Genomic DNA, 22,988 nt, shown 5'->3' on the forward strand with positions numbered 1-22,988 from the left:
ACTTTTGTTTAAATTGTATAAGCTAGAAATCATTTTTTACTATTTTACAGCTCAAAGCATTCTAATGCATCATTATCTCATATACAAAAAGCAAAACGCAACCAGATTATTAAGGACATGCAAAAGAATGGAATTCCATAGGTTGTCAGAAGTCTTATACCTTATCCCAAATGCAAATCCCATACCTAAATAGGTGATAAAGCTAGGAATAGTATAGGGACCATGCAAATAAGCAAAAAGAAGCGATGTGACAAACAAGCCAAAATATGTATTCTTAAATACTATCCCCTGTAACATACCTCGCATAAAGATTTCTTCCGTGACAGGTGCCAAAACACAGAGATCCACAAAAAGTACAGACCATGAAAGGGATAAACTTTGCACAGTTTGAGTTGTGTCTGATTGGGTAGGGCCTAAAAAATTGACCAAAATATAAAATAGGAAGAGCAAGGCGTATAAAAGAAAACATTTAAGAATATCTTTTAGGCGGATTTTCCGAATGTGAAACAAGTCATACTTTTTTCCTACATATAAAAATATTGCAAGTTCAACAAGCATAAAAAGGATGGATAGCGGTAATGAATTTATTCGCATGATTTTCTCTGCTATACTCAAATGAATCGGCATAAAAATCAAAATCAAGAAAAACGTCATCAAGCGCTTATACATCATTCACCTCAATTATATAGAATTACATATATTATACTATTTTTCCGTGAGATGACAAGTTAAAAGTGAGATGCTAAAATCAAAAATCCAGAGAAGTTTCTCTGGATTTTGTTTACATCTGTTTCAAACGCTCAATTCGTTCTGAGATAGGTGGGTGGGTGTAAAAGAGTTTTTGAAGTCCCCCACCTTTCTTGGGATCATTGATATAAAGTGCGCTGCTAGCATCGTCGACATGGTGATGCATTGGTTCGCTATTGTCCAACTTGCGCAAGGCATTGATCATCCCTTGAGGATTGCGGGTCAGCTCTACACTAGATGCATCCGCCAGAAATTCCCTCTGACGGGAAATGGCTAGTTGTACCAAGGTTGCTGCCAAGGGAGCCAAAACAATTGCTAGGAGAGAGATGACAAGCATGATAATCTCTAGACCATTTCCGTCACGATCATTATCGCTCCGTCTGCGACCTGCGCCACCCCACCACATCATCCGACCAGCCATACTAGATAGCAGTGTAATGGCACTGGCAAGGGCAACAGCAATGGTCGAAATGCGGATATCGTAGTTCCGGATATGACTGACTTCATGCCCCATTACTGCTTCTAGCTCCTCACGATTCATGATGGCTAGGAGACCCGAAGTGGCCGCAACTGCTGCATTCTGCGGATTCGAACCTGTTGCAAAGGCATTTAAAGAAGAATCCTCAATGATGAAAACACGTGGCATGGGGATCTGAGCAACCATGGCCATATCTTCCACTACATGATAGAGGTCTGGTGCCGTTTGTTCATTAACCTCACGCGCCCCATTCATAGACATGACAATCTCTGTTGATTGAAAGATCATGGTTAAGGCATAGACAAGACCAATGATTAGGGCTATGATCATCCCTCCAAGACCTGATCGCATGAAGAGATAGCCAACCGCATAACCAACCAAGGCCAAGAGTAGGAAGAAAACCAGCAACAAAATCCATGTTTTTCGTTTATTGCTCGCAATTTGATCAAACAACATCTTAGTCACCTAAACCGCTAAAGTCAACTTTAGGAACTGCCTTTTCCTCTTCAGGTGTTTGAAGGAAGTCCGCAGCTTTAAAGCCAAATAGCCCTGCGATGACATTACTTGGGAAGCTTTCTAGTTTTACATTGTAGTTGCTGACAACACTGTTGTAGAGTTGGCGTGAGTAGGAAATTTTATTTTCTGTATTAGTCAACTCTTCTTGTAATTTGATAAAGTTAGCACTAGCTTTCAAGTCTGGGTAATTCTCTGCTACTGCAAAGATACCAGAAATCTGGCGAGTAAGGGCATCACTGGCCTTCATCGCTTCAGCTGGTGAGGTTGCTGCGGCTACTTGTCTTCGAAGTTCTGTCACTTTTTCCAAGGTAGATCCTTCATATTTCGCATAGCCTTTGACTGTTTCAATCAAGTTTGGGAGGAGATCATTACGACGCTTCAACTGAACATCGATCTGACTCCAAGCCTCCTTGGTCTGCATACGATTTTTCACCAAACCGTTATAGCTAACAATCACAAAAATAACAATCAGAGTCAAAACTCCAAGAATAATCCAAGTCATAATCTTATTCCTTTCTGCTTTTAGATTAATACCAGTATATCAAATTTTTAATGAATATGGTAAAATAAGATGATACTAGAGAAGGAAATAACTATGAAACCAGAAACATTTTACGACTTGCTAGCGGAGCAAAACCTTTCACTTTCAGACCAGCAAAAGAATCAATTTGAACGCTATTTTGAACTCTTGGTTGAGTGGAATGAAAAAATTAACCTGACCGCTATCACTGACAAAGAAGAAGTCTACCTTAAACACTTTTATGATTCGATTGCACCCATCCTACAAGGCTTGATTTCAAATGAAACTATCAAACTTCTTGATATCGGGGCAGGGGCAGGATTTCCGAGTCTTCCTATGAAAATCCTCTATCCTCAGTTAGATGTGACCATCATTGATTCACTAAATAAGCGCATCAACTTCCTCCAACTATTGGCTCAGGAGCTGAATTTGGATGGAGTTCACTTCTATCATGGACGTGCAGAAGACTTTGCCCAAGACAAGAACTTCCGTGCTCAGTTTGATATAGTGACTGCTCGTGCGGTTGCACGCATGCAAGTCTTGTCTGAATTGACCATTCCCTACCTTAAAGTTGGCGGAAAACTCTTGGCACTCAAGGCTAGCAATGCCCCCGAGGAATTGATAGAAGCCAAGAATGCCCTCAATCTGCTCTTTAGCAAGGTAGAGAACAACCTCAGCTATGCCCTGCCAAATGGAGATCCGCGCTACATCACTGTCGTCGAAAAGAAAAAGGAAACACCTAACAAGTACCCAAGAAAGGCTGGCATGCCCAACAAACGCCCACTTTAAACAATGGTGAGCCCTTGTTTAAAGTTCAGAAAACAATTTACAAAATCATACCTCGCTCTCGTATTTCTAGGCTCGGGAAAAATTCGTTTACAAAACGAATTTTTTCTGCTATACTATCATAAGCAAAGGTTTTTAATGTCATCCTGTGAGGTGACGAAGGCGCAGATTTATATAAATTTTTAAAAGATAGCTATTTTTTAAAAAGTCTTACTCTTAGGGCCTATTGCTGCAAAATAATGGGCTCTTTTTTGGTGCCCAAAAGTGAGGTTTTTATGAAACAGGAATCAACTGTTGACTTGTTACTAGACGTTGATCAACGTCCTTCTGCTGGTAAAGGTATTCTTCTAAGTTTCCAGCACGTATTTGCCATGTTTGGTGCGACCATCTTGGTACCCTTGATTTTGGGAATGCCTGTATCTGTTGCCCTTTTTGCTTCAGGTGTTGGTACACTGATTTACATGATTTCTACTGGTTTTAAGGTTCCAGTTTATCTTGGTTCTTCATTCGCCTTTATCACAGCGATGTCTCTAGCCATGAAAGAAATGGGAGGGGATGTATCAGCTGCACAAACGGGGGTTATCCTTACAGGGTTTATCTATGTCCTTGTGGCTGCAAGTGTTCGTTTTGCGGGTACGAAATGGATTGACAAACTCTTGCCACCAATCATCATCGGACCTATGATCATCGTTATCGGTCTTGGACTTGCAGGTTCAGCCGTGACCAATGCTGGTCTTGTAGCTGATGGAAATTGGAAAAATGCTCTTGTAGCAGTTGTTACTTTCTTGATTGCTGCCTTTATCAATACCAAAGGAAAAGGCTTCCTACGAATCATTCCTTTCCTCTTTGCCATTATCGGTGGTTATATCTTCGCTATGATGCTTGGTTTGGTTGACTTTACCCCAGTCCTTCAAGCCAACTGGTTTGAAATTCCTGGTTTCTACTTGCCATTTAGTACAGGTGGAGCCTTCAAGCAATATGACCTATACTTTGGACCTGAAACAATCGCTATCTTGCCAATCGCTATCGTAACCATCTCTGAACACATTGGAGACCACACAGTCTTGAGCCAAATCTGTGGCCGTCAATTCTTGAAAGAACCAGGTCTTCACCGTACTCTTCTTGGTGACGGTATCGCAACCTCTGTTTCTGCCTTCCTAGGTGGACCAGCTAATACGACCTACGGAGAAAATACTGGAGTTATCGGTATGACTCGTATCGCTTCTGTCTCTGTTATCCGTAACGCAGCCTTCATCGCGATTGCTCTTAGCTTCCTAGGTAAATTCACTGCCTTGATTTCAACCATTCCAAATGCTGTGCTTGGTGGCATGTCCATCCTTCTCTACGGAGTTATCGCCAGCAACGGTCTAAAAGTTTTGATTAAAGAACGCGTTGACTTCAGTCAAATGCGTAACCTCATCATCGCAAGTGCCATGTTGGTACTTGGACTTGGTGGGGCTATCCTCAAACTTGGCCCAGTTACACTTTCAGGTACTGCTCTATCAGCCATGACAGGAATCATCTTGAACTTGATTTTGCCACACGAAAATAAAGACTAATCATTTAGATACATAAAATCCACTCAGTTGAGTGGATTTTTTATTTATGCTTACTTTCCAGCAGTAAATCTTTCAAAGAAATGATAGTCACTGCAAGCAAAATCATGGCCATACCGACAAAATCAATCGCATAGAATTGCTCCTTCATAATTAGAAAGGCAAAGAAAACAGCTGATATGGGCTCTATGGAAGCCAATAAACTGGACTTAACTGGCCCTAATAGACTAGCTCCTTTTAAGAAGGCTGTATAGGAAAAGACTGTCCCAATAAGGATAATGCCCGCAAACGCAAGGAGGAAATCCAAACTTGTTGGGATAGCAGTCTGTAGAACACCTGTAAAAGGAAGGGCGACCAAACCTGCTATGACCATTCCCGCACCAATCACCAACATGCTTCCCCACTTCTTAATCAAAGCAATAGGGAGGATAATATAGAGGGCATAGGTCAAGGCTGAAAAGAGGCCCCAGAAAAGACCAGCAGGTGTGACCGACAACTGGTCAAGTTCCCCATGCGTTGCAATAAGAAAAGTTCCTCCAATTGCTAAACCAATTGAAATAATCTCTGCCAGAGTCGGCGCCACCTTATCCTTGATGCAGCTATAAATCAAAACCCCGACAGGACAAACATACTGAAGCACCGTCGCCGTTCCAGCATTGGTCTCCTGAATGGCAGAAAGATAGGCAAACTGGTTTAAGAAAAGCCCGAACAAGGCAAATAACAGCAGAGATAAAAGGCTTTTTCTGTGCTTTAAAAAAGAAAGGAGTTTATCCTTTGCAGTCACGTAGGATAAGAACACCAATGCCAAGCCTGCAATGATAAGTCGCAAATTGGTCAAGACTAGAGCGGAAATCCCGTGTGCCATTAGGTATTGTCCACTAGTTCCAGACAAGCCCCAAGCAATCCCTGCCACTACTGTATACAGAGTTCCTTTTACGGTTTTTGACATGCTTCTCCCTACTCCCCTTGACGAATCATTTCCATGACTTGGTTTCGATCGACTATCCACTGGGCACGCTCATCCTTCTCATACGTTCGATTGGATAAAAAGATAGCCGCCTCCTGCTTCTCCCGATTCCACATGATGAAGGTACCTGTATAACCCGTATGGTCGAGCCAGGCTCCTTCCAGATTCCAAGATAGGGAACGCTCCTTATCATCTAAGGGAGAAAAATTTTGGCTCAATTCTGCTGCAAAATCATCTTTCAAGTAATGTTCCAGAAAGATCTGCAAATCCTTAACAGTCGAAAACAAACCAGCACTTCCTGCGTGTTTCCCTAATAGACGGGCTTTGGGATCATGAATATTTCCGGCCTCCACTCCTTTCACTGTTGGTACAGCTTGCTCAACGGGACCGAACTTGGTCTCCTTCATCCCCCATGCTTCCAAAACTTGTTCTTCTATAATCTGATCCAAGTCTTGATTAAAGATTTTTTCCAAAAGAAAGCCCAAGAGTAAAAAGTGAACGTCCGAGTATAGGAAGGCTGACTGATTTCGTCTGTTGAGGTGAAACATGGCTTCTCTCAATTCCTCTGCACTTAACTTGTCTCGGTTGGGAATAAAGGGGTCCAAGTCTGTGGCATGGGTCAGAAGTTGCCGTATAGTGATATCAGAATAATCACACTCCGGTAAAAAATCCGTCACCGGTCGCTCAATATCTAATTTGCCATACTGCCACAAGAAGGTAAAAACCGTCCCCACTCCCACGACCTTACTCACACTGGCCAAATCATAAAGCAAACCGGTTTCTGTCTTCAAGTCTCGTTCTGGATCACTCAATCCTAGATAAGACTCTTTCCATTCACCATCCTTATAATACGCAAAAGAGGCCCCGGGATAAATCCCTGCCTCGATTTGATTTTCTATTTTTCTTAGAATTTTTTCCCACTTCATGCTTCTTCAAACCACAATTCAATGTTATTGGTATCTTTACCAAGGAAGAATTTTTCAGACTTTGGAATAAAATAGTCTGTGCCTTCAAATTTCTGACGAAGACTAGTCAACTCTAGATCCTTTACCAAAAATTTCAGCATAGACAAGTCCCAGGTAACATTGTTTTCAACAGCCAAATCTGGTCCTTGCCCTTTAGTAAAGGTAATTGCTGGCGTTACTCCTTCAGGATCAAGTAAACTCTCTGTCCCTTCAGGGAAACGCAACTCCATAGAAACCTCACATTGACTCACGTATTTTATACTTGTATTTGAATAAAATTCAGGAACAGTTTCCAGTGGAACCAGATCTCTTACATCATTTTCCGCATGAACAAGGATCACATCCTCTTCAGGAGAAACAATCTCAAAAGCATACCCTCGGTTTCCTTTAAATAAGCGAGGAAGAAACTTCATTTGAGAAAGAAGGGCCTCGATTTCAGAAGGATTTTCAACCTTTATCAAGAGTCTAGCTAGCTTCTTAAGCCCTTCAACTCTGCGTGTTCGCATGCTTGGAGCCTCTTCTAAAATCAATCTCTCCGTAGCTGTCTGGTCGCCTAATGAAAGAAAGGCAGACTCTTCAAGCAAAGGTTTCATCCCCAGGGTTTCAATGTAAAATCTTTCATTTAATTTTCGATTATTAACTTTCAAAGTCGGAACGATCCGAACAATCTCATTCACATTCATAAATTCCTCCAACTCTTTTATTTTAAAGGATTTTCGAATATTTTACAAGCCATATCTATTTTATTTAGAAATTTTATAACAAAAAAACTGGGGTATCCCAGTTTCATTTCTTATAGGTAAAGTAGTTTGAATAGTGCTACTGCCGCAATACCCGCTGCAATTGGAGCTACAACTGGAACCCATGCATACCACCATTTTGAATCACCCTTGTGTTGACCAAGAACTGATTTTGGAAGGAGTTCGTGAAGAAGACGTGGTCCAAAGTCACGAGCTGGGTTCAAACCAGGACCAGTAGGTCCACCGAGTGAAGTTACCAAGGCCATTACTAGGAAACCAAGTGCCAAGTGCGCAACTGAGATCCCAGCAGCTGTATGTGGAGCCACTTGAGCTTTCACTGCCAATTCACTTAAATCAACAGTTTGTCCAGCTTGAGTAGCCATTTGTTTCATGTATTGAAGAACCTCAGCACCAAAGAAGTTTTTAGTCATTCCTAGGGCTGCAAAGAAAAGAACAAATGAACCTACAAACTCATTGAGGAAGCCGTTAACAGTAGCTGCAAAACGTGATTCTTTTGTACCGTGGTCGATGCTTGAAATTGTTGAGAAGGTACCCAAGATATTGTTTGGATTTTCTGTCTTCAAGTAGTAAGGACGGTGAGTCGCTACAACCAAAGCTTGACCAAAGATTGCTCCCAAAACTTGTGCTAGGATGTAATATGGTACTTGCTCCCAAGAGAAAAGTCCACTAACAGCAAGTCCAAGAGTGAAAGCTGGGTTGATGTGGTTACCAGATACATTACCAAACATCAAGGCTGGGATCATAACCCCCATACCATAACCAACCGCGATAACGAGCCAGCCACTTTGGTGACCTTTCGTACCTTTAAGTTCAACGTTAGCAACTGCACCATTACCAAGAATGATCAAAATAGCAGTTCCCAAGAATTCTGTGGCATATTTAATAGCCCATGTAAAATCCATTTGATAGATTCTCCTTAAATTTTTTTAGACAATCCTTATTCTATCAATTTTTAGGCCTTTTAGCAATATCTTTTCTAAAAGAATCTATGGAAAACGCTTTATTTAACTTATCTTTAAGAAAAGGACAAAAGGAGCCAAACTCCTTTTGTCCTAATCATTATTCTTGACGCTTACCAAAGTCTACAATCATCTGCTCCATCTCTTGGCGACTCGGAGTGGTCAGCATATAAAGGTAGTCCCCTTGTAGCTCTGCAAAGGCTGCTGGCATGATTTTTTTGACCTTGAATTGCTGGCTGTACTTAGCAAGCAAGTCTTCTTCTGAATAGACATAGTTTGCATTGGCACGACGTGATGTAGCTAAACAGTATTGTGGTTCAAACTCTGATGCTGGGAACTCTTCTCCTGCGACAATAGCTGCATAGCCACGATAGAGGTCCAAAGAGTGAGCAAAGTTATAAACATCAATGGTAAAGCCACCTGCAGGACGGTTATTGTACTCAATGGCAATGTAGTCGTCCCCGTCACGGAAAAACTCGATATGGAAAAAGCGTTCTCTCATTCCAAATTCTTTGACGATGGCCTCGCCATACTTGCGCAGCTTAGGATCCATATCCTTAAGCACATAGTAAGAATTGTCCATCTTATAAATCATGAGATCAAGTGGTGTATGGGCATAATCGAAAGTCGTTGAAAAGACGATATTGCCATCCTTGTCCACAAGCCCGTCAAAGGTACAGATTTCACTAGAAGTGACAAATTTCTCAAAGAAATAAACGGTAGAATGGTCCCACTCTTCCTTGAAGTGATTTACATCTTCTTCTGTCTCAAGCTTAAAGGTTGCTGCCGCTCCCACTCCGTTATCAGGTTTGGCAATCATTGGTAGGCCAATCGTCTCGACTGCTTGGTCTACATCTGCTTCTGTCTGGATAACAGCCCCAGGTACAACTGGTACGCCTGCCTTCTGGAAGAGTTTCTTCATCTCAGACTTAAACTTGGTTTTTTTAAGATCTTCGGGTTTGGCACCAAAGACATTGAATTGTTCTCTGAGTGTTGCGTCTAGTTCAAGCCAGTATTCATTGTGCGACTCGATGCGGTCGATAGGACCATGCTTGTAGAAAAGAAAGGCAACAGCACGCTTAACTTCGTCTATGTTCTCAAGATTGTCTACACGGAAATACTCGGTCAGGCTATTGCGCAAAGGCTCATCCAGTTGCTCGTAGGGTTCTTGACCAATTCCCAATACTGTGATGCCTTTACTAGCTAGTTCAATAGTAAACTGTTGAAAGTTTTGTGGATAATAGGGAGAAATAACAAGGTAATTCATAGGCAACTCCTTTTATAGATACAGGTGTCCAAGAAAATAAGGCATTTGTTTACGCCACCATTCCCAGTCATGGGCTACATCGTGTCCCCATTCAGCAAACCAGGCTGGAATTTGTTTCTGGTCAAAGGCTTCTTTGAGCTTGTAGAAAGATGGCAGACCATCTTGTTCCCAGGCACCAAGTCCCGTACAAACGACGATTTCTGCCTGACGGTAACGATCAATAAACCAGCCGTCGTTTTGATTCCAGATATAATCTACTGGCGAGTTTTGGTAAATAGCATCGTCATTGTAGTAATCGCCAACAAAGAAACGTGCGTCGTAAACACCACTGAGGGCAATCACCTTGGTAAAGACATCTGGATGCTGGAGAAAGAAATTAAGTGCATGGTAAGCCCCCATTGAGCATCCTGTCGTCATCATGCCATCAAACCAACCTGTCTTATGCTTGATAAAAGGAATGGCCTCCTCAATTACATAGCGTTCGTAGGCGCGGTGCATCTCCGCCTGGTCATGAGCATTTTTCCAAGTAGCCAGCCAGCTCTCACTGTCCACACTGGATAGCGTAAAGAACTGGACGCGGCCCTCCTCGATAAAGGAAGCACAGGCATCAATCATGCCAAAATCATAGTATTCATTGTGACTGCCACCAGATGAAGCAAAAACAACAACTGGAATCCCAGCATGTCCATAACGGTTGAGATACATTTCACGGTTGAGATGGCCACTCCAGTGGCTAAGGTTTTCAATATGCATTGGCTTTCTCCTTTCCTAACTTACCATTTCTCTGCAAAAAATCGGAGACAGTCTGGTAAATTTTCCGACCATGGAATCTCACTATGGATAGCACCAGACTGAACTTTCAAAACAAGATTATCCAAGTGTACTCCACCTGCAATCAAATCACGGTAATAGCGAAGCGACGAATCGATATAGGCTTGCTTGATATTGCCAGCCATCAAGGTCTTGTCCGTATCGTCTGCTTCTTCTGTTCCTACATAGATGAAAATGCGCTGTTCAGGCGACAATTTCTTGCGCTCGATATAGCGGTTAAAGGCTTCTTGGTGAAGCCAGTTAGCAGATGAGAAGACACCTAGACAACCAATTCGGTCTTGGTACTCTAGTCCGATAAACTGAGTAATATTGCCTCCTAGTGACGAACCAATCATAGCCGTATGCTGGCGATCAGCTTTGGTACGATAGGTTTCATCGATAAAAGGCTTGACCACTTCCATGACAAACTCGGCATACTCCACACCCTTACCGCCAAACTGTTGACCTGGGATAGGAGATTCTTGGAACTTCCAAGCAGCGTACTCATGCATCCTCCCCAAGCCATCATTGTCAATAGCAACAACAATCATGCGACTGATGTCAGGATTTCGCTTAATAGCTGGAATAATCTTCCAAGAGTGACCGATATAGGACTCCTTGCTGTAAAAGACATTTTGCCCATCATGAAAGTAAACAACAGGGTAAAAACGGTCTGTGTCTTTCTCGTAGTCCTTTGGCAGGAGCACACGCACACGACGCTCCTTTCCTGTATAAGGAACTTTGAGTTTGTGTTCTTTCATTTTTAAGTAAAAGTAGGAATGATTCATTGTCAGAAAACTCTCTATATTCAAAATTTTATCTCATTATACCATAAAAATAGAAAAAAAGTCAGTAATTGTCCATTTTAAGGGATAAATAACTAACTTTTCTCACTTAATATTCTAAATTCTTCTGGTTTTTCTGATTAGAGGAGATTATCAATTAACTCATCGACAGCATCTTTTTCAGCTTGTGGTGTAATCTTCGTGATCATAATCCCTGCCACTGCACGCTCAACCAAACCTTCAACATCCATCCTTTTTTCATACTGCTCAGCATTCTCTATCTTAGGATTAGTCTTAGGACGATCAGGCGCAAAAATAGTACAGCAGTCCTCAAAAGGCTGAATTGAAATTTCAAAGGTATCGATTTCCTGCGCGATGTCAATGATTTCCAACTTGTCCATCGTAACCACGGGACGAATAATTGGAGTGCTAGTCACAGCGTTGATAGTCTGCATGCTTTCCAAAGTTTGGCTCGCTACTTGACCAAGACTTTCCCCATTGATGATAACTAAACCATTTCGTACCTCACGGATACGGTCGGTAATGCGCATCATAAAACGACGCGTCAAGGTCATAAGGTAGGCTTCTGGCGCCTTAGCCTTGATTTCCTCTTGAATCTCAGTGAAAGGCACCTCAATAAACTGGATATTGCCACCAAACTTGGTCAATTTCCGAGTCAAATCGTGGGCTTTCTTGAGGGCACCAGGACTAGTATATGGCGGGCTAGCAAAGTGAACCGCCTCAATATCTACCCCTCGTTTAAGAGCTAGATAACCTGCTACAGGTGAGTCAATCCCTCCTGACAACATGAGCATGCCTTTACCAGAACTTCCCACAGGTAATCCTCCTGCTCCACGAAAGGTTTCATAGGAAAGATAGGCAGCCTCCTCACGAATCTCAACCTGAAGATTAATATCTGGATTTTTCATCTGAGCTTGCACGTTTGGAATAGCCTCGAAAACAGCACCACCAAGAGTTTGATTAAGTTCACGACTATCCAATTCGAAGTTGTGGTCGCTACGCTTACTAGTGATTTTAAAGGTCATCCCTTCCTTATAGATTTCCTTCATAATCTCTTGGACAGCTGATTTAAGGACTTCTACAGACTTTTCAACTTTATAAACGGGAGAAAAGTTTTGGATCCCAAAGACTTGTTTGAGAGATTCTGCTACTGCTGTATAATCAGCTCCATTCAGGTAAGCGTGGGCACGGTCGCGGTCTGCGGTTACCTTAACTTGAGGATAGATGGACAAAACGTCCGAAATATTATTACGAAGTTTATTGATGAAACGCATACGATTTTTGTGTTTGGTTGACAATTCTCCATAGCGAATCATAATTTCTGAATATTGCATAAATGCTCCTATCTTACTTTTCTAGTTTGATTGTAAATTAATTTTAGCTTGGTCAAAAACTGCTCAACCTGACTCATATCATTTTCAAGGTCTAGGCTAAGACGCACAGCTGACTGGGCCTTATCCTTGTCCACTCCCATGGCAATCAAGGTCCCCGCAGGTTTTCCAGCCTTGGACGAACAAGCAGAGGTTGTGGAAATGAAAATATCATAGTCTTCAAATGCATGAACGATGACTTCTCCACGAACCCCCTTAATCCCAAAAGTCAGGATATGAGGGGCAAAGTCTTCCTCATCCGAAAAGACAAAAATATCTGGATAATCCAGAAGGGCTTGACGAATGACTGCCTTCATCTGCCCTGTCTTGCTAGCAAAGATAGCTAATTTTTCCATAGACAAACGGAGGGCCTTGGCTGTTGCTGCAATCCCTGCTACATTCTCAGTTGTCGAACGATAGTCTCCCTCTTGACCACCACCTGTTAAAAGAGGCGTAATCTTCTTACCAGACTTGATATAGACAAGGCCAACACCTCTGACACCATGAAACTTATGGCTCGAAAAGGTTGCAAAATCCACCCGATCCGTCAGGTATTTTTCAGTCGGAATCTTAGCAAGTGCCTGAACTGCATCAACGTGGAAGGAAATAGTCGGCTTATCTGCCAACAGTTCTGAGATAGCCTCAATAGGCTGGATAGATCCGATTTCATTGTTAACTGCCATGACCGAAATTAACGTTGTATCCGATCGAATCAAACTTGCTAGAGCTTTGACATCTACAAATCCTTTCTCATCAACTGGGGCAAAATCTACCTCAAAACCTTGACTTTTCAGCCAGATGGCTGACTCCTTGACTGCTGGATGCTCAATGGCTGATACGATGATGTGCTTGCCAAACTGGGCTTTTTCAAAGGCCACACCCTTGATGATCCAGTTATCCCCTTCTGTTCCGCCAGAGGTAAAGAAGATTTCATCACTCTTCTTCCCAATCAAATCTGCAATTTGCTGCCGGGAAGCATCTAAAATTCGTGTTGCCTGATCTCCCAAACGATGGAGACTAGACGGATTTCCTACAATTTTTGAAGCGACCTGCATGTAAGTTTCAAGTGCTTCAGGATAAGGCTTGGTTGTCGCCGAATTATCAAAGTAGATCATGTTTTCTCACGCTTTCTAAAATCACTCCTTCTATTGTATCACGAAAAGAGACCTGCGACAAGAAAGGGAGGTTTCTCTTTTTTTAAGATTTTTTTAAAGAAATGAGGTATAATAAATCATAATTAAAGGAGAGTATCATGTCTAACTATCGTAGAACTTCAAAACCAAAAACAGAACACATCAAAAAGGGATTTACTGTCTTTCAAAAAACGATTGCTACCATCGGTAGTATCCTTGGTCTCATCACTGCTACTATCACCATCATGAACGCCATGGATAATAACAAAAACAACAAGAAAGAACCGACGACAACCCAAACAACTGTTGTCAAGGAAATTCAAAAGGAAGCCCCTCAGGAAAATACTACACCTAACAAGGACAACACTTCTACTAAAGAAAATACCTCGCAGGAAGAAACTTCTCAATCCAATAAAAAAGAGGAGAAAAAAGAAGAACAGAAAACAACAACTCAGGACTCTTCTACACCAGCTACAAATAAAGAAACAAGCGATAATGGAACACAGTCAAATACGACGAGTTCTGAAACTAAAACGAACCAGTAATCAAAAAAATAACTTCCTTCCAGATTTGGAAAGAAGCTATTTTTTTATTGTTGCAATACTTTTCGTGGTTTGGTTCCCTCAGCTGGACCGATGACACCTGCCATTTCAAGTTCTTCCATCAGGCGAGTCGCACGGTTAAATCCAACTGACAAACGACGCTGAATCATCGAAGCGCTAGCTTTCTGGGTTTCGATAACCAAAGCCTTAGCTTCTTCAAAAAGCGGATCGCCACCAGCTTCACCATCAGAAAAATCTCCTTCATTTTCAGGAACATCTCCTGGATCAAAGCTGTCATCGTAGTCCGCATCTGCCTGAGCCTTGATGAAGTTTACGATGCGTTCGACATCATCATCTGAGATAAAGGATCCTTGTAGGCGGACTGGGTGATTTTCATCAATTGGTTTAAAGAGCATGTCTCCTCGACCGAGCAGTTTTTCTGCTCCATTCTCATCCAAGATGGTTCGTGAATCTGTACCTGATGAAACTGCAAAAGCCACACGAGATGGGACATTGGCTTTAATGAGACCAGAGATGACATCAACCGATGGACGTTGCGTTGCGAGAATCATGTGAATCCCTGCAGCACGCGCCTTCTGTCCGAGACGAATGATGGCATCTTCTACTTCCTTGCTAGCCACCATCATGAGGTCAGCCAACTCATCTACAATGACAACAATCAAAGGCAGCGGTACTTGTTTGTACTCAGATTGGCTATTAAATTCCTCAACCTTGGCATTGTAACCAGCGATATTTCGTACTCCAACCTTAGCGAAGAGTTCGTAACGGTTTTCCATCTCATCCACGACCTTTTGGAGAGCCTTGCTGGCCTTTCGTGGATTGGTCACAACTGGGATCAAGAGATGAGGGATGTCGTTGTAAACCGATAACTCAACCATCTTTGGATCCACCATCATAAACTTGACCTGGTCGGGTCTTGCTTTCATAAGAATGCTAGCGATAATGCCATTAACTGCGACTGACTTCCCTGATCCCGTCGAACCTGCAACCAGTAGGTGGGGCATCTTGGAAAGGTCAAAGGTGCGAGCAGTTCCATTGACAGCCTTACCTAGAGGAATTTCGAGGAGATTTTCTGGTTTAGTCTGAGACTGTTCCCAGAGTTCTCGGAAGGAAACAGTCGCAATTTCAGAGTTAGGAACCTCAATCCCGACTAAGGATTTACCAGGTATTGGTGCCTCAATCCGAACATCCTTGGCCGCTAGAGCAAGCGCTAGGTCGTCTGCCAAGTTAGAAATGCGGTTAACCCGCACACCAACTGCAGGCTTGACTTCATACTTGGTTACTGATGGGCCGATTTCAGCCCGTTCAACCGTTACCTTGATACCAAAGCTAGCAAAGGTTTCTTCTAGGATTTTGATATTTTCTCGAACAATCTTCTTTTCCTTGGACTGATCTTTGGGTTTATCTGGCGCAAAGAGTTGCAAGCTTGGTAGCTTGTATTCGAGGGCTTCCTTGGCAGAAAAATCAACCTGCACCTCTTCATCCTCAAAGTCTTCTTCCACATCTGGAACGTCAAAACCAGTTTGAGGGAGGATAATCTCCGGTTCAATCCACTCTTCCTCAGGAATTAGTGGGAAATCGTAGTCTGGTACCTCTGATAAGATTTCTCCCGTTTCAGGATCTACAGGAGGAAGCGGCAATGCATCCTGTTCTTCTTGTTCTCTCTTGATTCTTGCTGCTTCTTCAGCTTCTTGACGAGCCTTCTCTTCTTCTCTCTTGATGAAGCGTTCCTGTTTTCTCCGTTCCTGTTTTTCCATGAAAGATCTAAACTGAGTTCCAATAAAGGCTGCAACATCATAAATAGACCAGGGACTAACCAAGAGTGCCCCAACTAGAATCAAGAGAACTCCAATAAAGTACGATCCGATATTTGAGAAAAGAAAGGATATGGGGGTATAAAGTCCAACACCAAGCAAGCCTCCACCAGCGAAGCTAGTCACTCGCATACCAGTCAAGTCCGTCATAACTTGAGACAAGGTCCCTTTTAGAACTGCCTGCTCCAAGCCAAATTTCCAGACAAGGTAAGCCTCAAAAATTAAGAGTAAGCCAGCGAAGATACAGAGAAAGCCTGACAGAAGTCCCTCCTGCTTGCGGATCCATTTAAAAAGAAAAAGATAGATGAGGAGGCCACCTATGGCCACATAGGCCAAACTTCCAACCAACAGTCGAATGAGATTATAAAGGGTGATACCCGCCGCACCGAGCTTGAGGGCTGCAATAATCAACAATAAGGCAATCCCTAAGGAAATCAACATCCTCTGAATAGCTTGTTTTCTTTCGAGTTCTGCTTTAGACGGTCTCCGTCTTGTTTTTGTAGTATTCTTGTTTGCCATTCTTCTATTATACCATATTTCACAGCCATTTCGAAAAAGGTCAATATTTCCCTGGATAGTTTAGTATTAAGAGATGCAAATAAAATTTTCTTATTCATGGTTTCCCTCTCTAAGCAATTTCAGAACATCTTTTTAATATCCTTTATGATCCAGCTGACTGTTCATCAAAAAAAGAGATATGCAAAATTTTGAAATTTTGATATAATAAAACTATCAAAAAGTAAAGGAATGATTGGTATGAACTCAATCACAGCTCACAGCTCACAGCTCACAGCTCACAGCTCACAGCTCACAGCTCACAGCTCACAGCTCACAGCTCACAGCTCACAGCTCACAGCTCACAGCTCACGCTGATTATGTAATCGGACGTGTTTTTTGTCAAGCACTAAAACAGGCTTTTTCACGTTTTTGTGGAGAAGTCTTTTCTGTTGGTTTTAGAAGCGAGGTGGCATAATGGCTGGCTCACTTCATAACGCTAAAAAAGCTAAAAATGATGAATTTTATACTCGTTATAAAGACATCGCTGAGGAAATGGGGCATTATAGAGAGCATTTTAGAGATAAAGTAATTTACTGTAATTGTGATGACCCAACCCAGTCCAATTTTTGGCGATATTTTCACAATAACTTTACCAGCTTAGGTCTAAAAAAACTGATAGCAACACATTTTCAAGAGGATAGCGAACCGTCTTATGCTTTGATTTATGAAGGTGGTGACGACTTCAATATGGATGCTGGTGAAATTGTTACTATTCATGGGGATAAAAAATATACAGCAGGCGATTTTCGTAGTCAAGATAGTATAAACTATTTAAAAGAAGCTGATATTATAGTTACAAATCCACCGTTTAGCTTATTTAGAGAGTACATTGCTCAAATAATGGAACATCAGAAAAAATTTATCGTTATTGGGAACAAAAACTCTGTAACATACAAGGAAATTTTTCCGCTTATCCAGAACAACCAAATTTGGATTGGGGCTAGGAAAATGAACTCTGATTTTTGGCTGTATGTTCCAGATGATGCAGAATATGAGAAATTAGATGAAGATAGCAGAAGAGTTAAGCATATTATGGCTTGTTGGTACACTAACTTAGATTTACAAAAGCGTCATGATGGCTTATGGCATATTGGAGATAAGTTAGACCAAACAAAAGCTCATAAATATTATAAAGGATTTGAAGATAAATACCCAAAATATGATAATTATAATGGAATAAATATAGATAACGTAAAAGATATACCAATTGATTATGAAGGAATGATGGGCGTTCCTATTACTTTCATTGATAAGTTCAATCCAAAAGAATTTGAAATATTAGGTTGTTCATATTCATACGGAGATCCTGGTGAACCATACCATAAACAAGGAGAAAGTTTCAATGTTAGTTTCGATGGCAAAAATGTTTATAAACGTATTTTTATAAGAAATTTAAATCCTATCAGTCGTGCGGAAGACAGAGGTTATTAACAAAGGAGAGAATACAATGAAAGTAACCAGATTGAGAGATATACTCGATAGACCATTTACAATTCGAGATTTAGCCAGTGGTTATACCAACAATGATGACGGTGCTACTACCGATGCGGTAAAAGGATATAATGGAGATTTGAATATTCGCCCTTCTTACCAACGAAATAGCGTGTATAATGACGATAAAAAGCAAGCAGTTATTCAAACTATTTTAGAAGAATGTCCGCTTGGCATTATGTATTGGGTTGACTTAGGGAATGGACAGTATGAAGTACTTGATGGGCAACAGCGTATATTAGCTATTTGTAACTATGTTATGGGAAATTATTCTGTAAAGTCAAACAAATTTCCGTCTAGTGCTCCACAACAAGATTTCCCAAATCTCCAAATGAACCTAACTGATTTAGCAGAACAAATTCTTGATTACGAGTTGGATATATATGTTTGTAAAGGAACGCCTTCTGAAAAAATGAAATGGTTTCACGTTATCAATACAGCAGGCGAACCACTGAACGAACAGGAACTAAGAAATTCTGCTTATACAGGTACTTGGCTTTCCGATGCTAAACAAAGATTTTCAACAAAAAGTGGGCGTGGTGTTGTTCTTGCAGAAGAAAATCCGAATAACGGCAAATCAGAACCACTCTTAAATGGTAATTGGAATAGACAAGAATATCTGCAAACAGCTATTAAATGGGCTACACAAAACGACAATGACGACAGTACAAATACAATCGAAGATTACATGTTGAAGCATCAGGGAGATGCTGACGCATCTGAATTGTGGCAAAATTTCTCTGCCATACTTGAATGGGTTCGTGGAAAGTTTATAAGCTATCAAAACAGTTTGAAAGGTATGGATTGGGGAACAATCTACAAAGAGTATCAATCAGGACAGTTAGACAACAATATCATCAAAAATAGTGCTTCTGTCATTAACGAAAAAATAGCAGACTTAGTAAATGATGATGAAGTTACAACTAAAATGAAAGGAATTTACCAGTACATCATTTATGGGGATGTAAAATATCTCCAACTCAGACTTTTTGATGATAAGACTATCAAACAGAAATATGAGGAACAAAATCATCACTGTGTCTATTGTGTAGATGAGGGTAATAATAGAGAATATGCTCTTAAAGAGTTGGCAGGCGACCACATAATTCCTTGGAGCAAAGGTGGGAAAACCGTGCCTGAAAATTGTCAGTTATTATGTAAAAAGCACAATTCTTCAAAAGGTAACAACTATTAAAACTAAAAGGCGTTTCAAATTCGTGAAACGTCTTTTTTTGATATTATTGGTAATACTATATCTTGTGGTTGGTGTAAACTGGTATATAGTTCCCTTTTATTTCACTGCTTGTAGTTTACGTAGGTAACCATAAACCACACCACTTACGATTGCACCAACCAAGACAAAGGCAAGGTAGAGAAGGGCATTTGAAGTAAGAGCGATGACGAAGATTCCTCCGTGGGGCGCCATGAGTTTAATACCTGCAAGACCAACGAGTCCCCCTGCTACTGCAGAACCAAGGATGAAGCTTGGAATCGCACGAGCTGGGTCAGCGGCACCAAATGGAATCGCTCCCTCAGTGATAAATGACAAGCCCATGATGATGTTTGTCAAACCAGAGTTGCGTTCTTCTTTGGTAAATTTATTTTTGAAAAGAAGGGTTGCGACAAAGATAGCAAGTGGTGGAACCATTCCTCCAGCCATAACTGCTGCCATAGCTACAGAACCACCTGAAGAAACAGTCGCTGCAAGCGTACCTGTTCCAAAGACATAAGCTGCTTTATTGACAGGTCCACCCATATCGACAGCCATCATGCCTCCAAGAACGATACCAAGAAGAACAGCTGAACCTCCTCCAAGACCGCCTAGGAAGTCATTCATAGCAGTGTTGATTGCTGCCATTGGGATGTTAACAGCTAGCATGACAAATCCTGTCAAGATTGTTCCAAGAAGTGGCAAGAGAAGGATTGATTTAGCACCTTCAAGTGAACGAGGAACTTTAACGTATTTCTTGATAGCAAGAACCAAGGCACCTGCGATAAATCCACCAACAAGGGCACCTAGGAAACCAGATGAGACACCTGCAAGAGTTGAAGTTGCTTCACCACCTGCGGCATAAGGAATTTTACCAAAGGCAAATCCTTCTTTAGCAATAGCACCAGCCACGAAACCAGCTACTAAACCTGGTTTTTCAGCGATAGAGTAGGCTACGTATCCTGCAAAAACTGGAAGCATCAAGCCAAAGGCTGCTCCACCAATTTTCATGAACATAGAAGCTAGTTCATGGTAGGATCCGAGATTGCCAAGACTATCTTGTGGCACACCAAAAGCTCCGTCGATTAAGAAGGCGAGGGCAATCATGATACCACCACCGATAACGAATGGCAACATTTGAGATACACCACTCATCAAGTGTTTGTAGAAAGCTCCACCGATACTTTGTTTTTCATTAGATGCTGTTGCAACTTTTGCTCCATTAGCAGCACGGTAGATTTCAGCATCTCCTGAAAGAGCCAAGTTGATCAATTCTTCTGTCTTACGGATACCGTCTGCAACTGGACGGTTAACCAAAGGTTTTCCATCAAAGCGATCCATCTCAACAGCCTTGTCTGCTGCGATGATAACAGCTTTAGCCTTGCGGATGTCTTCCGCAGTCAATTGGTTCCCAACACCGCTAGCACCATTGGTTTCAACCTTGATCCCAACACCCATTTCAGCAGCCACTTTTTGAAGGGCTTCTTGGGCCATGTAAGTGTGGGCAATACCTGTCGTACAAGCTGTAACAGCTACGATAAAGTCGCCAGAGTCATTGGCAGGTGCTTGAACAGGTTCCTCAGCTTTTTCTGAAGCTTGGTCAAAGAGTTCGATAACTTGATCTGCCGATGTTACTTGACGAAGTTTGTCTGCAAAACCGTCTTTCATTAAGTATTGAGACAATTCTGCCAAGGCTGCTAAGTGAGTATCATTGGCACCTTCTGGAGCTGCAATCATGAAGAAGAGGTCTGTTGGTTGCCCATCCAAACTTTCATAGTCAACACCCTTGTTTGACTTTGCAAAGAGAACCGTTGCTTCTTTGACAGCAGAGTTTTTGCTGTGAGGCATAGCAATTCCGTCACCCAAGCCAGTGGAAGTGAGAGCTTCACGCGCTAAGATTCCTTCTTTAAAGGTTTCAAAATCCGTCACGTAACCGTGATCTACCAAACTTTTAATCATCTCTTCGATAACAGCTGTTTTTTCAGTTGCCTGCAAATCCAGCAACATGACATCTTTTCTCAATAGGTCTTGAATTTTCATCGTTTTTCTACCTCAACTTTTTCATATGTTTCTTTAATAAATTCCGCCGTTGCCAAGTCATCCGAGAAGGTAGTTGCTGTTCCACAAGCTACTCCCCATTTGAAGGCTTCTACTGCATCTTTAGATTTGACAAATTCACCGGTAAATCCAGCGACCATAGAGTCGCCAGCTCCCACTGAATTTTTGACTGTTCCCTTGATAGGTTTTGCGAAGTAAGCTCCCTCAGATGTGACAAGAAGAGCACCGTCCCCAGCCATAGAGATGATGACGTTTTGAGCTCCCTTGGCCAGTAACTGACGAGCATAGTTCTCGATTTCATCTAAACTTTCGAGTTTCACTCCAAAGATAGCTCCAAGCTCGTGATTGTTTGGTTTAACCAAAAGTGGCTGGTAGTTTAAACTATCAATCAAGGTCTGTCCTTCAAAGTCACAAACCACTTGCGCACCAGTCTGACGTGTCAAGGCAATCAAATCCTTATAGATAATATTGCCCAGGTTCTTAGCACTCGAACCCGCAAACACAACCGTATCATCTGCTGTCAGACTTGAAAGAATAGCTTTCAAGTCTTCTAGCTGAGCCGGTTCCACATTTGGACCAGTCCCATTGATTTCTGTTTCTTGGTCTGCTTTAATCTTGACATTGATACGAGTATCTTCTGCTACTTGGACAAAACGCGTTTCGATTTCCTCTTCTGCCAAAGTATCTGTGATAAATTTACCAGTAAAACCTCCGATAAATCCAGTCGCTGTATTTGGAATATCCAAGCGTTTCAAAACTCGACTGACATTGATTCCTTTCCCTCCAGCAAACTTATCATCACTGTCCATACGATTGACACTACCGACTTGAACTTGGTCCAAGCGCACGATATAGTCAATAGACGGATTGAGTGTGACTGTATAAATCATACTTCTATTACCTCCGTTTTCTTCTTAATAGCCTGCAAGAGCTCATGCCCTTGACTTGTGATGACAATAGCGCGTTTAAGCGGTGCTACCTTGGCAAAGCAAGTTTGACCAATCTTTGACGAATCAACCAAAACATAGGTTTGTTTGGCATTCTCCAAAATAGCACGTTTAACGGCTCCCTCCTCCATATCAGGAGTCGTATAATAACCATCGTCCACACCATTCATCCCGATAAAGGCACGGTCAAAGTGCAATTGATTAATTTGGTTAAGAGCAACACCCCCGATACATGCATCTGTTGCCATCTTGACACTCCCTCCAACCATGACAGTTGGAATCTGTTTTTCAACCAACTGAACCGCATGATGGATGGAGTTGGTCACAACTGTGATATTCTTATTAACCAATTCCTTGATTAAAAAAGCAGTTGTCGTTCCAGCATCGATAAAGATAACATCTTGTTCCTTAATAAGAGAGGCAGCTTTCTGAGCCAGTATCTTCTTCTCTTGAAGGTTTTTGACAGATTTTTCTTGGATGGTTTCTTCTTCCTGCAAGGAGTGGGGCAATTCTGCTCCACCATGCACACGGCGAAGCTTGTTTTCCGCCTCCAATTCGTCCAAATCTCTTCGTACTGTCGATTCTGATGTTTCTAATAGACTAACCAATTTTTCTAGGGAAACTACATGATGTTGATTTAACTCCTCTAAAATCAGTTGCTTTCGCTCAGTTTTTAACACCAAATCACCTCCTGTTATCGTTTACA

Annotated in this window: 21 protein-coding genes; 5 read left to right on the forward strand and 16 right to left on the reverse strand. The window is 41.7% G+C overall.

The window, feature by feature from the left end; translation table 11 throughout:
• Positions 1–72 precede the first annotated feature (72 nt).
• From E7Y33_RS00115 to E7Y33_RS00125, 3 genes are all read right to left on the reverse strand, one after another.
• Positions 73–672, reverse strand: coding sequence for a CPBP family intramembrane glutamic endopeptidase (locus E7Y33_RS00115; protein ID WP_237665635.1), 600 nt, complete (start codon positions 670–672; stop codon positions 73–75).
• Positions 673–781: 109 nt separating this feature from the next.
• Positions 782–1,681 carry a zinc metalloprotease HtpX gene (gene htpX / locus E7Y33_RS00120; protein WP_139689293.1) on the reverse strand — a complete coding sequence of 300 codons (900 nt, stop codon included), beginning with the start codon at positions 1,679–1,681 and terminating at the stop codon, positions 782–784.
• A 1-nt stretch (position 1,682) separates the two neighbouring features.
• The gene (locus tag E7Y33_RS00125; protein ID WP_139689294.1) at positions 1,683–2,243 is read right to left on the reverse strand and encodes a LemA family protein; all 561 of its coding nucleotides are present in this window, start codon (positions 2,241–2,243) and stop codon (positions 1,683–1,685) included.
• A gap of 93 nt (positions 2,244–2,336) precedes the next feature.
• On the opposite strand from E7Y33_RS00125, the gene rsmG reads away from it, so the two are divergent.
• Positions 2,337–3,050: a 16S rRNA (guanine(527)-N(7))-methyltransferase RsmG gene (gene rsmG / locus E7Y33_RS00130; protein ID WP_139689295.1), complete on the forward strand. Its 714-nt coding sequence runs from the start codon at positions 2,337–2,339 to the stop codon at positions 3,048–3,050.
• Positions 3,051–3,322: 272 nt separating this feature from the next.
• The gene (locus tag E7Y33_RS00135) at positions 3,323–4,606 is read left to right on the forward strand and encodes a uracil-xanthine permease family protein (protein ID WP_044021017.1); all 1,284 of its coding nucleotides are present in this window, start codon (positions 3,323–3,325) and stop codon (positions 4,604–4,606) included.
• Positions 4,607–4,646: 40 nt separating this feature from the next.
• Here E7Y33_RS00135 and E7Y33_RS00140 read toward each other — a convergent pair whose 3' ends face one another.
• The 9 genes from E7Y33_RS00140 to E7Y33_RS00180 form a co-directional block, all read right to left on the reverse strand.
• A complete protein-coding gene (locus E7Y33_RS00140) occupies positions 4,647–5,552 on the reverse strand; it encodes a DMT family transporter (protein ID WP_139689296.1) in 906 nt (301 codons plus the stop codon).
• An 8-nt stretch (positions 5,553–5,560) separates the two neighbouring features.
• Positions 5,561–6,496, reverse strand: coding sequence for a serine hydrolase domain-containing protein (locus E7Y33_RS00145; RefSeq protein ID WP_139689297.1), 936 nt, complete (start codon positions 6,494–6,496; stop codon positions 5,561–5,563).
• Positions 6,493–7,218 (reverse strand): CppA N-terminal domain-containing protein, encoded by a 726-nt coding sequence (locus E7Y33_RS00150; protein WP_139689298.1) that lies wholly within the window; start codon positions 7,216–7,218, stop codon positions 6,493–6,495. The genes E7Y33_RS00145 and E7Y33_RS00150 overlap by 4 nt, the downstream gene beginning before the upstream one ends.
• A 110-nt stretch (positions 7,219–7,328) precedes the next feature.
• Positions 7,329–8,198, reverse strand: coding sequence for an aquaglyceroporin Gla (gene gla / locus E7Y33_RS00155; protein ID WP_044021025.1), 870 nt, complete (start codon positions 8,196–8,198; stop codon positions 7,329–7,331).
• A gap of 157 nt (positions 8,199–8,355) precedes the next feature.
• Positions 8,356–9,522, reverse strand: coding sequence for an ATP-grasp domain-containing protein (locus E7Y33_RS00160; RefSeq protein ID WP_044021027.1), 1,167 nt, complete (start codon positions 9,520–9,522; stop codon positions 8,356–8,358).
• Between the two features lie 12 nt (positions 9,523–9,534).
• Entirely contained in the window at positions 9,535–10,275 is a 741-nt protein-coding gene (locus E7Y33_RS00165) for an esterase family protein (RefSeq protein WP_044021030.1), read from the reverse strand.
• A gap of 20 nt (positions 10,276–10,295) precedes the next feature.
• A complete protein-coding gene (locus E7Y33_RS00170; protein WP_001016810.1) occupies positions 10,296–11,120 on the reverse strand; it encodes an alpha/beta hydrolase in 825 nt (274 codons plus the stop codon).
• Between the two features lie 137 nt (positions 11,121–11,257).
• Positions 11,258–12,472: a tRNA uracil 4-sulfurtransferase ThiI gene (gene thiI / locus E7Y33_RS00175; protein WP_001200094.1), complete on the reverse strand. Its 1,215-nt coding sequence runs from the start codon at positions 12,470–12,472 to the stop codon at positions 11,258–11,260.
• Positions 12,473–12,480: 8 nt separating this feature from the next.
• Positions 12,481–13,623 (reverse strand): cysteine desulfurase family protein, encoded by a 1,143-nt coding sequence (locus E7Y33_RS00180; RefSeq protein ID WP_125384651.1) that lies wholly within the window; start codon positions 13,621–13,623, stop codon positions 12,481–12,483.
• 137 nt (positions 13,624–13,760) lie between these two features.
• Here E7Y33_RS00180 and E7Y33_RS00185 point away from each other — a divergent pair, with 137 nt between their 5' ends.
• Positions 13,761–14,186: a DUF6556 family protein gene (locus tag E7Y33_RS00185; RefSeq protein ID WP_139689299.1), complete on the forward strand. Its 426-nt coding sequence runs from the start codon at positions 13,761–13,763 to the stop codon at positions 14,184–14,186.
• A gap of 44 nt (positions 14,187–14,230) precedes the next feature.
• Here E7Y33_RS00185 and E7Y33_RS00190 read toward each other — a convergent pair whose 3' ends face one another.
• Positions 14,231–16,537, reverse strand: a complete 2,307-nt coding sequence (locus tag E7Y33_RS00190) for a DNA translocase FtsK (protein WP_139689300.1) — start codon at positions 16,535–16,537, stop codon at positions 14,231–14,233.
• Positions 16,538–16,990: 453 nt separating this feature from the next.
• Between E7Y33_RS00190 and E7Y33_RS00195 the strand changes: the two genes are divergently transcribed.
• Positions 16,991–18,007 carry an adenine-specific methyltransferase EcoRI family protein gene (locus E7Y33_RS00195; protein WP_061421180.1) on the forward strand — a complete coding sequence of 339 codons (1,017 nt, stop codon included), beginning with the start codon at positions 16,991–16,993 and terminating at the stop codon, positions 18,005–18,007.
• 16 nt (positions 18,008–18,023) lie between these two features.
• Entirely contained in the window at positions 18,024–19,262 is a 1,239-nt protein-coding gene (locus E7Y33_RS00200) for a GmrSD restriction endonuclease domain-containing protein (protein WP_139689301.1), read from the forward strand.
• Positions 19,263–19,358: 96 nt separating this feature from the next.
• Here E7Y33_RS00200 and E7Y33_RS00205 read toward each other — a convergent pair whose 3' ends face one another.
• The 3 genes from E7Y33_RS00205 to E7Y33_RS00215 are packed head-to-tail and all read right to left on the reverse strand — an operon-like array spanning position 19,359 to position 22,962.
• The gene (locus E7Y33_RS00205; RefSeq protein WP_139689302.1) at positions 19,359–21,317 is read right to left on the reverse strand and encodes a PTS fructose transporter subunit IIABC; all 1,959 of its coding nucleotides are present in this window, start codon (positions 21,315–21,317) and stop codon (positions 19,359–19,361) included.
• On the reverse strand, positions 21,314–22,225 hold the full coding sequence (gene pfkB / locus E7Y33_RS00210) for a 1-phosphofructokinase (RefSeq protein WP_000640799.1): 912 nt from the start codon (positions 22,223–22,225) through the stop codon (positions 21,314–21,316). Before pfkB ends, E7Y33_RS00205 begins: the two co-directional genes overlap by 4 nt.
• Positions 22,222–22,962 carry a DeoR/GlpR family DNA-binding transcription regulator gene (locus E7Y33_RS00215; protein ID WP_000920635.1) on the reverse strand — a complete coding sequence of 247 codons (741 nt, stop codon included), beginning with the start codon at positions 22,960–22,962 and terminating at the stop codon, positions 22,222–22,224. The genes pfkB and E7Y33_RS00215 overlap by 4 nt, the downstream gene beginning before the upstream one ends.
• Positions 22,963–22,988 lie beyond the last annotated feature (26 nt).

The sequence above is a fragment of the Streptococcus oralis genome (genome assembly GCF_006175905.1).
GTDB classification, from domain to species: domain Bacteria; phylum Bacillota; class Bacilli; order Lactobacillales; family Streptococcaceae; genus Streptococcus; species Streptococcus oralis_BG.

Excerpts from the sequence above, each read along its gene's own strand:
- E7Y33_RS00140 (WP_139689296.1), bottom strand. The coding sequence starts at position 5,552 with ATGTCAAAAACCGTAAAAGGAACTCTGTATACAGTAGTGGCAGGGATT.
- E7Y33_RS00160 (WP_044021027.1), bottom strand. The coding sequence starts at position 9,522 with ATGAATTACCTTGTTATTTCTCCCTATTATCCACAAAACTTTCAACAG.
- thiI (WP_001200094.1), bottom strand. The coding sequence starts at position 12,472 with ATGCAATATTCAGAAATTATGATTCGCTATGGAGAATTGTCAACCAAA.
- E7Y33_RS00190 (WP_139689300.1), bottom strand. The coding sequence starts at position 16,537 with ATGGCAAACAAGAATACTACAAAAACAAGACGGAGACCGTCTAAAGCA.
- E7Y33_RS00200 (WP_139689301.1), top strand. The coding sequence starts at position 18,024 with ATGAAAGTAACCAGATTGAGAGATATACTCGATAGACCATTTACAATT.
- E7Y33_RS00145 (WP_139689297.1), bottom strand. The coding sequence starts at position 6,496 with ATGAAGTGGGAAAAAATTCTAAGAAAAATAGAAAATCAAATCGAGGCA.
- E7Y33_RS00150 (WP_139689298.1), bottom strand. The coding sequence starts at position 7,218 with ATGAATGTGAATGAGATTGTTCGGATCGTTCCGACTTTGAAAGTTAAT.
- E7Y33_RS00185 (WP_139689299.1), top strand. The coding sequence starts at position 13,761 with ATGTCTAACTATCGTAGAACTTCAAAACCAAAAACAGAACACATCAAA.
- rsmG (WP_139689295.1), top strand. The coding sequence starts at position 2,337 with ATGAAACCAGAAACATTTTACGACTTGCTAGCGGAGCAAAACCTTTCA.
- E7Y33_RS00195 (WP_061421180.1), top strand. The coding sequence starts at position 16,991 with ATGGCTGGCTCACTTCATAACGCTAAAAAAGCTAAAAATGATGAATTT.
- E7Y33_RS00165 (WP_044021030.1), bottom strand. The coding sequence starts at position 10,275 with ATGCATATTGAAAACCTTAGCCACTGGAGTGGCCATCTCAACCGTGAA.
- E7Y33_RS00180 (WP_125384651.1), bottom strand. The coding sequence starts at position 13,623 with ATGATCTACTTTGATAATTCGGCGACAACCAAGCCTTATCCTGAAGCA.
- E7Y33_RS00125 (WP_139689294.1), bottom strand. The coding sequence starts at position 2,243 with ATGACTTGGATTATTCTTGGAGTTTTGACTCTGATTGTTATTTTTGTG.
- E7Y33_RS00170 (WP_001016810.1), bottom strand. The coding sequence starts at position 11,120 with ATGAATCATTCCTACTTTTACTTAAAAATGAAAGAACACAAACTCAAA.
- gla (WP_044021025.1), bottom strand. The coding sequence starts at position 8,198 with ATGGATTTTACATGGGCTATTAAATATGCCACAGAATTCTTGGGAACT.
- pfkB (WP_000640799.1), bottom strand. The coding sequence starts at position 22,225 with ATGATTTATACAGTCACACTCAATCCGTCTATTGACTATATCGTGCGC.
- E7Y33_RS00115 (WP_237665635.1), bottom strand. The coding sequence starts at position 672 with ATGATGTATAAGCGCTTGATGACGTTTTTCTTGATTTTGATTTTTATG.
- htpX (WP_139689293.1), bottom strand. The coding sequence starts at position 1,681 with ATGTTGTTTGATCAAATTGCGAGCAATAAACGAAAAACATGGATTTTG.
- E7Y33_RS00135 (WP_044021017.1), top strand. The coding sequence starts at position 3,323 with ATGAAACAGGAATCAACTGTTGACTTGTTACTAGACGTTGATCAACGT.
- E7Y33_RS00205 (WP_139689302.1), bottom strand. The coding sequence starts at position 21,317 with ATGAAAATTCAAGACCTATTGAGAAAAGATGTCATGTTGCTGGATTTG.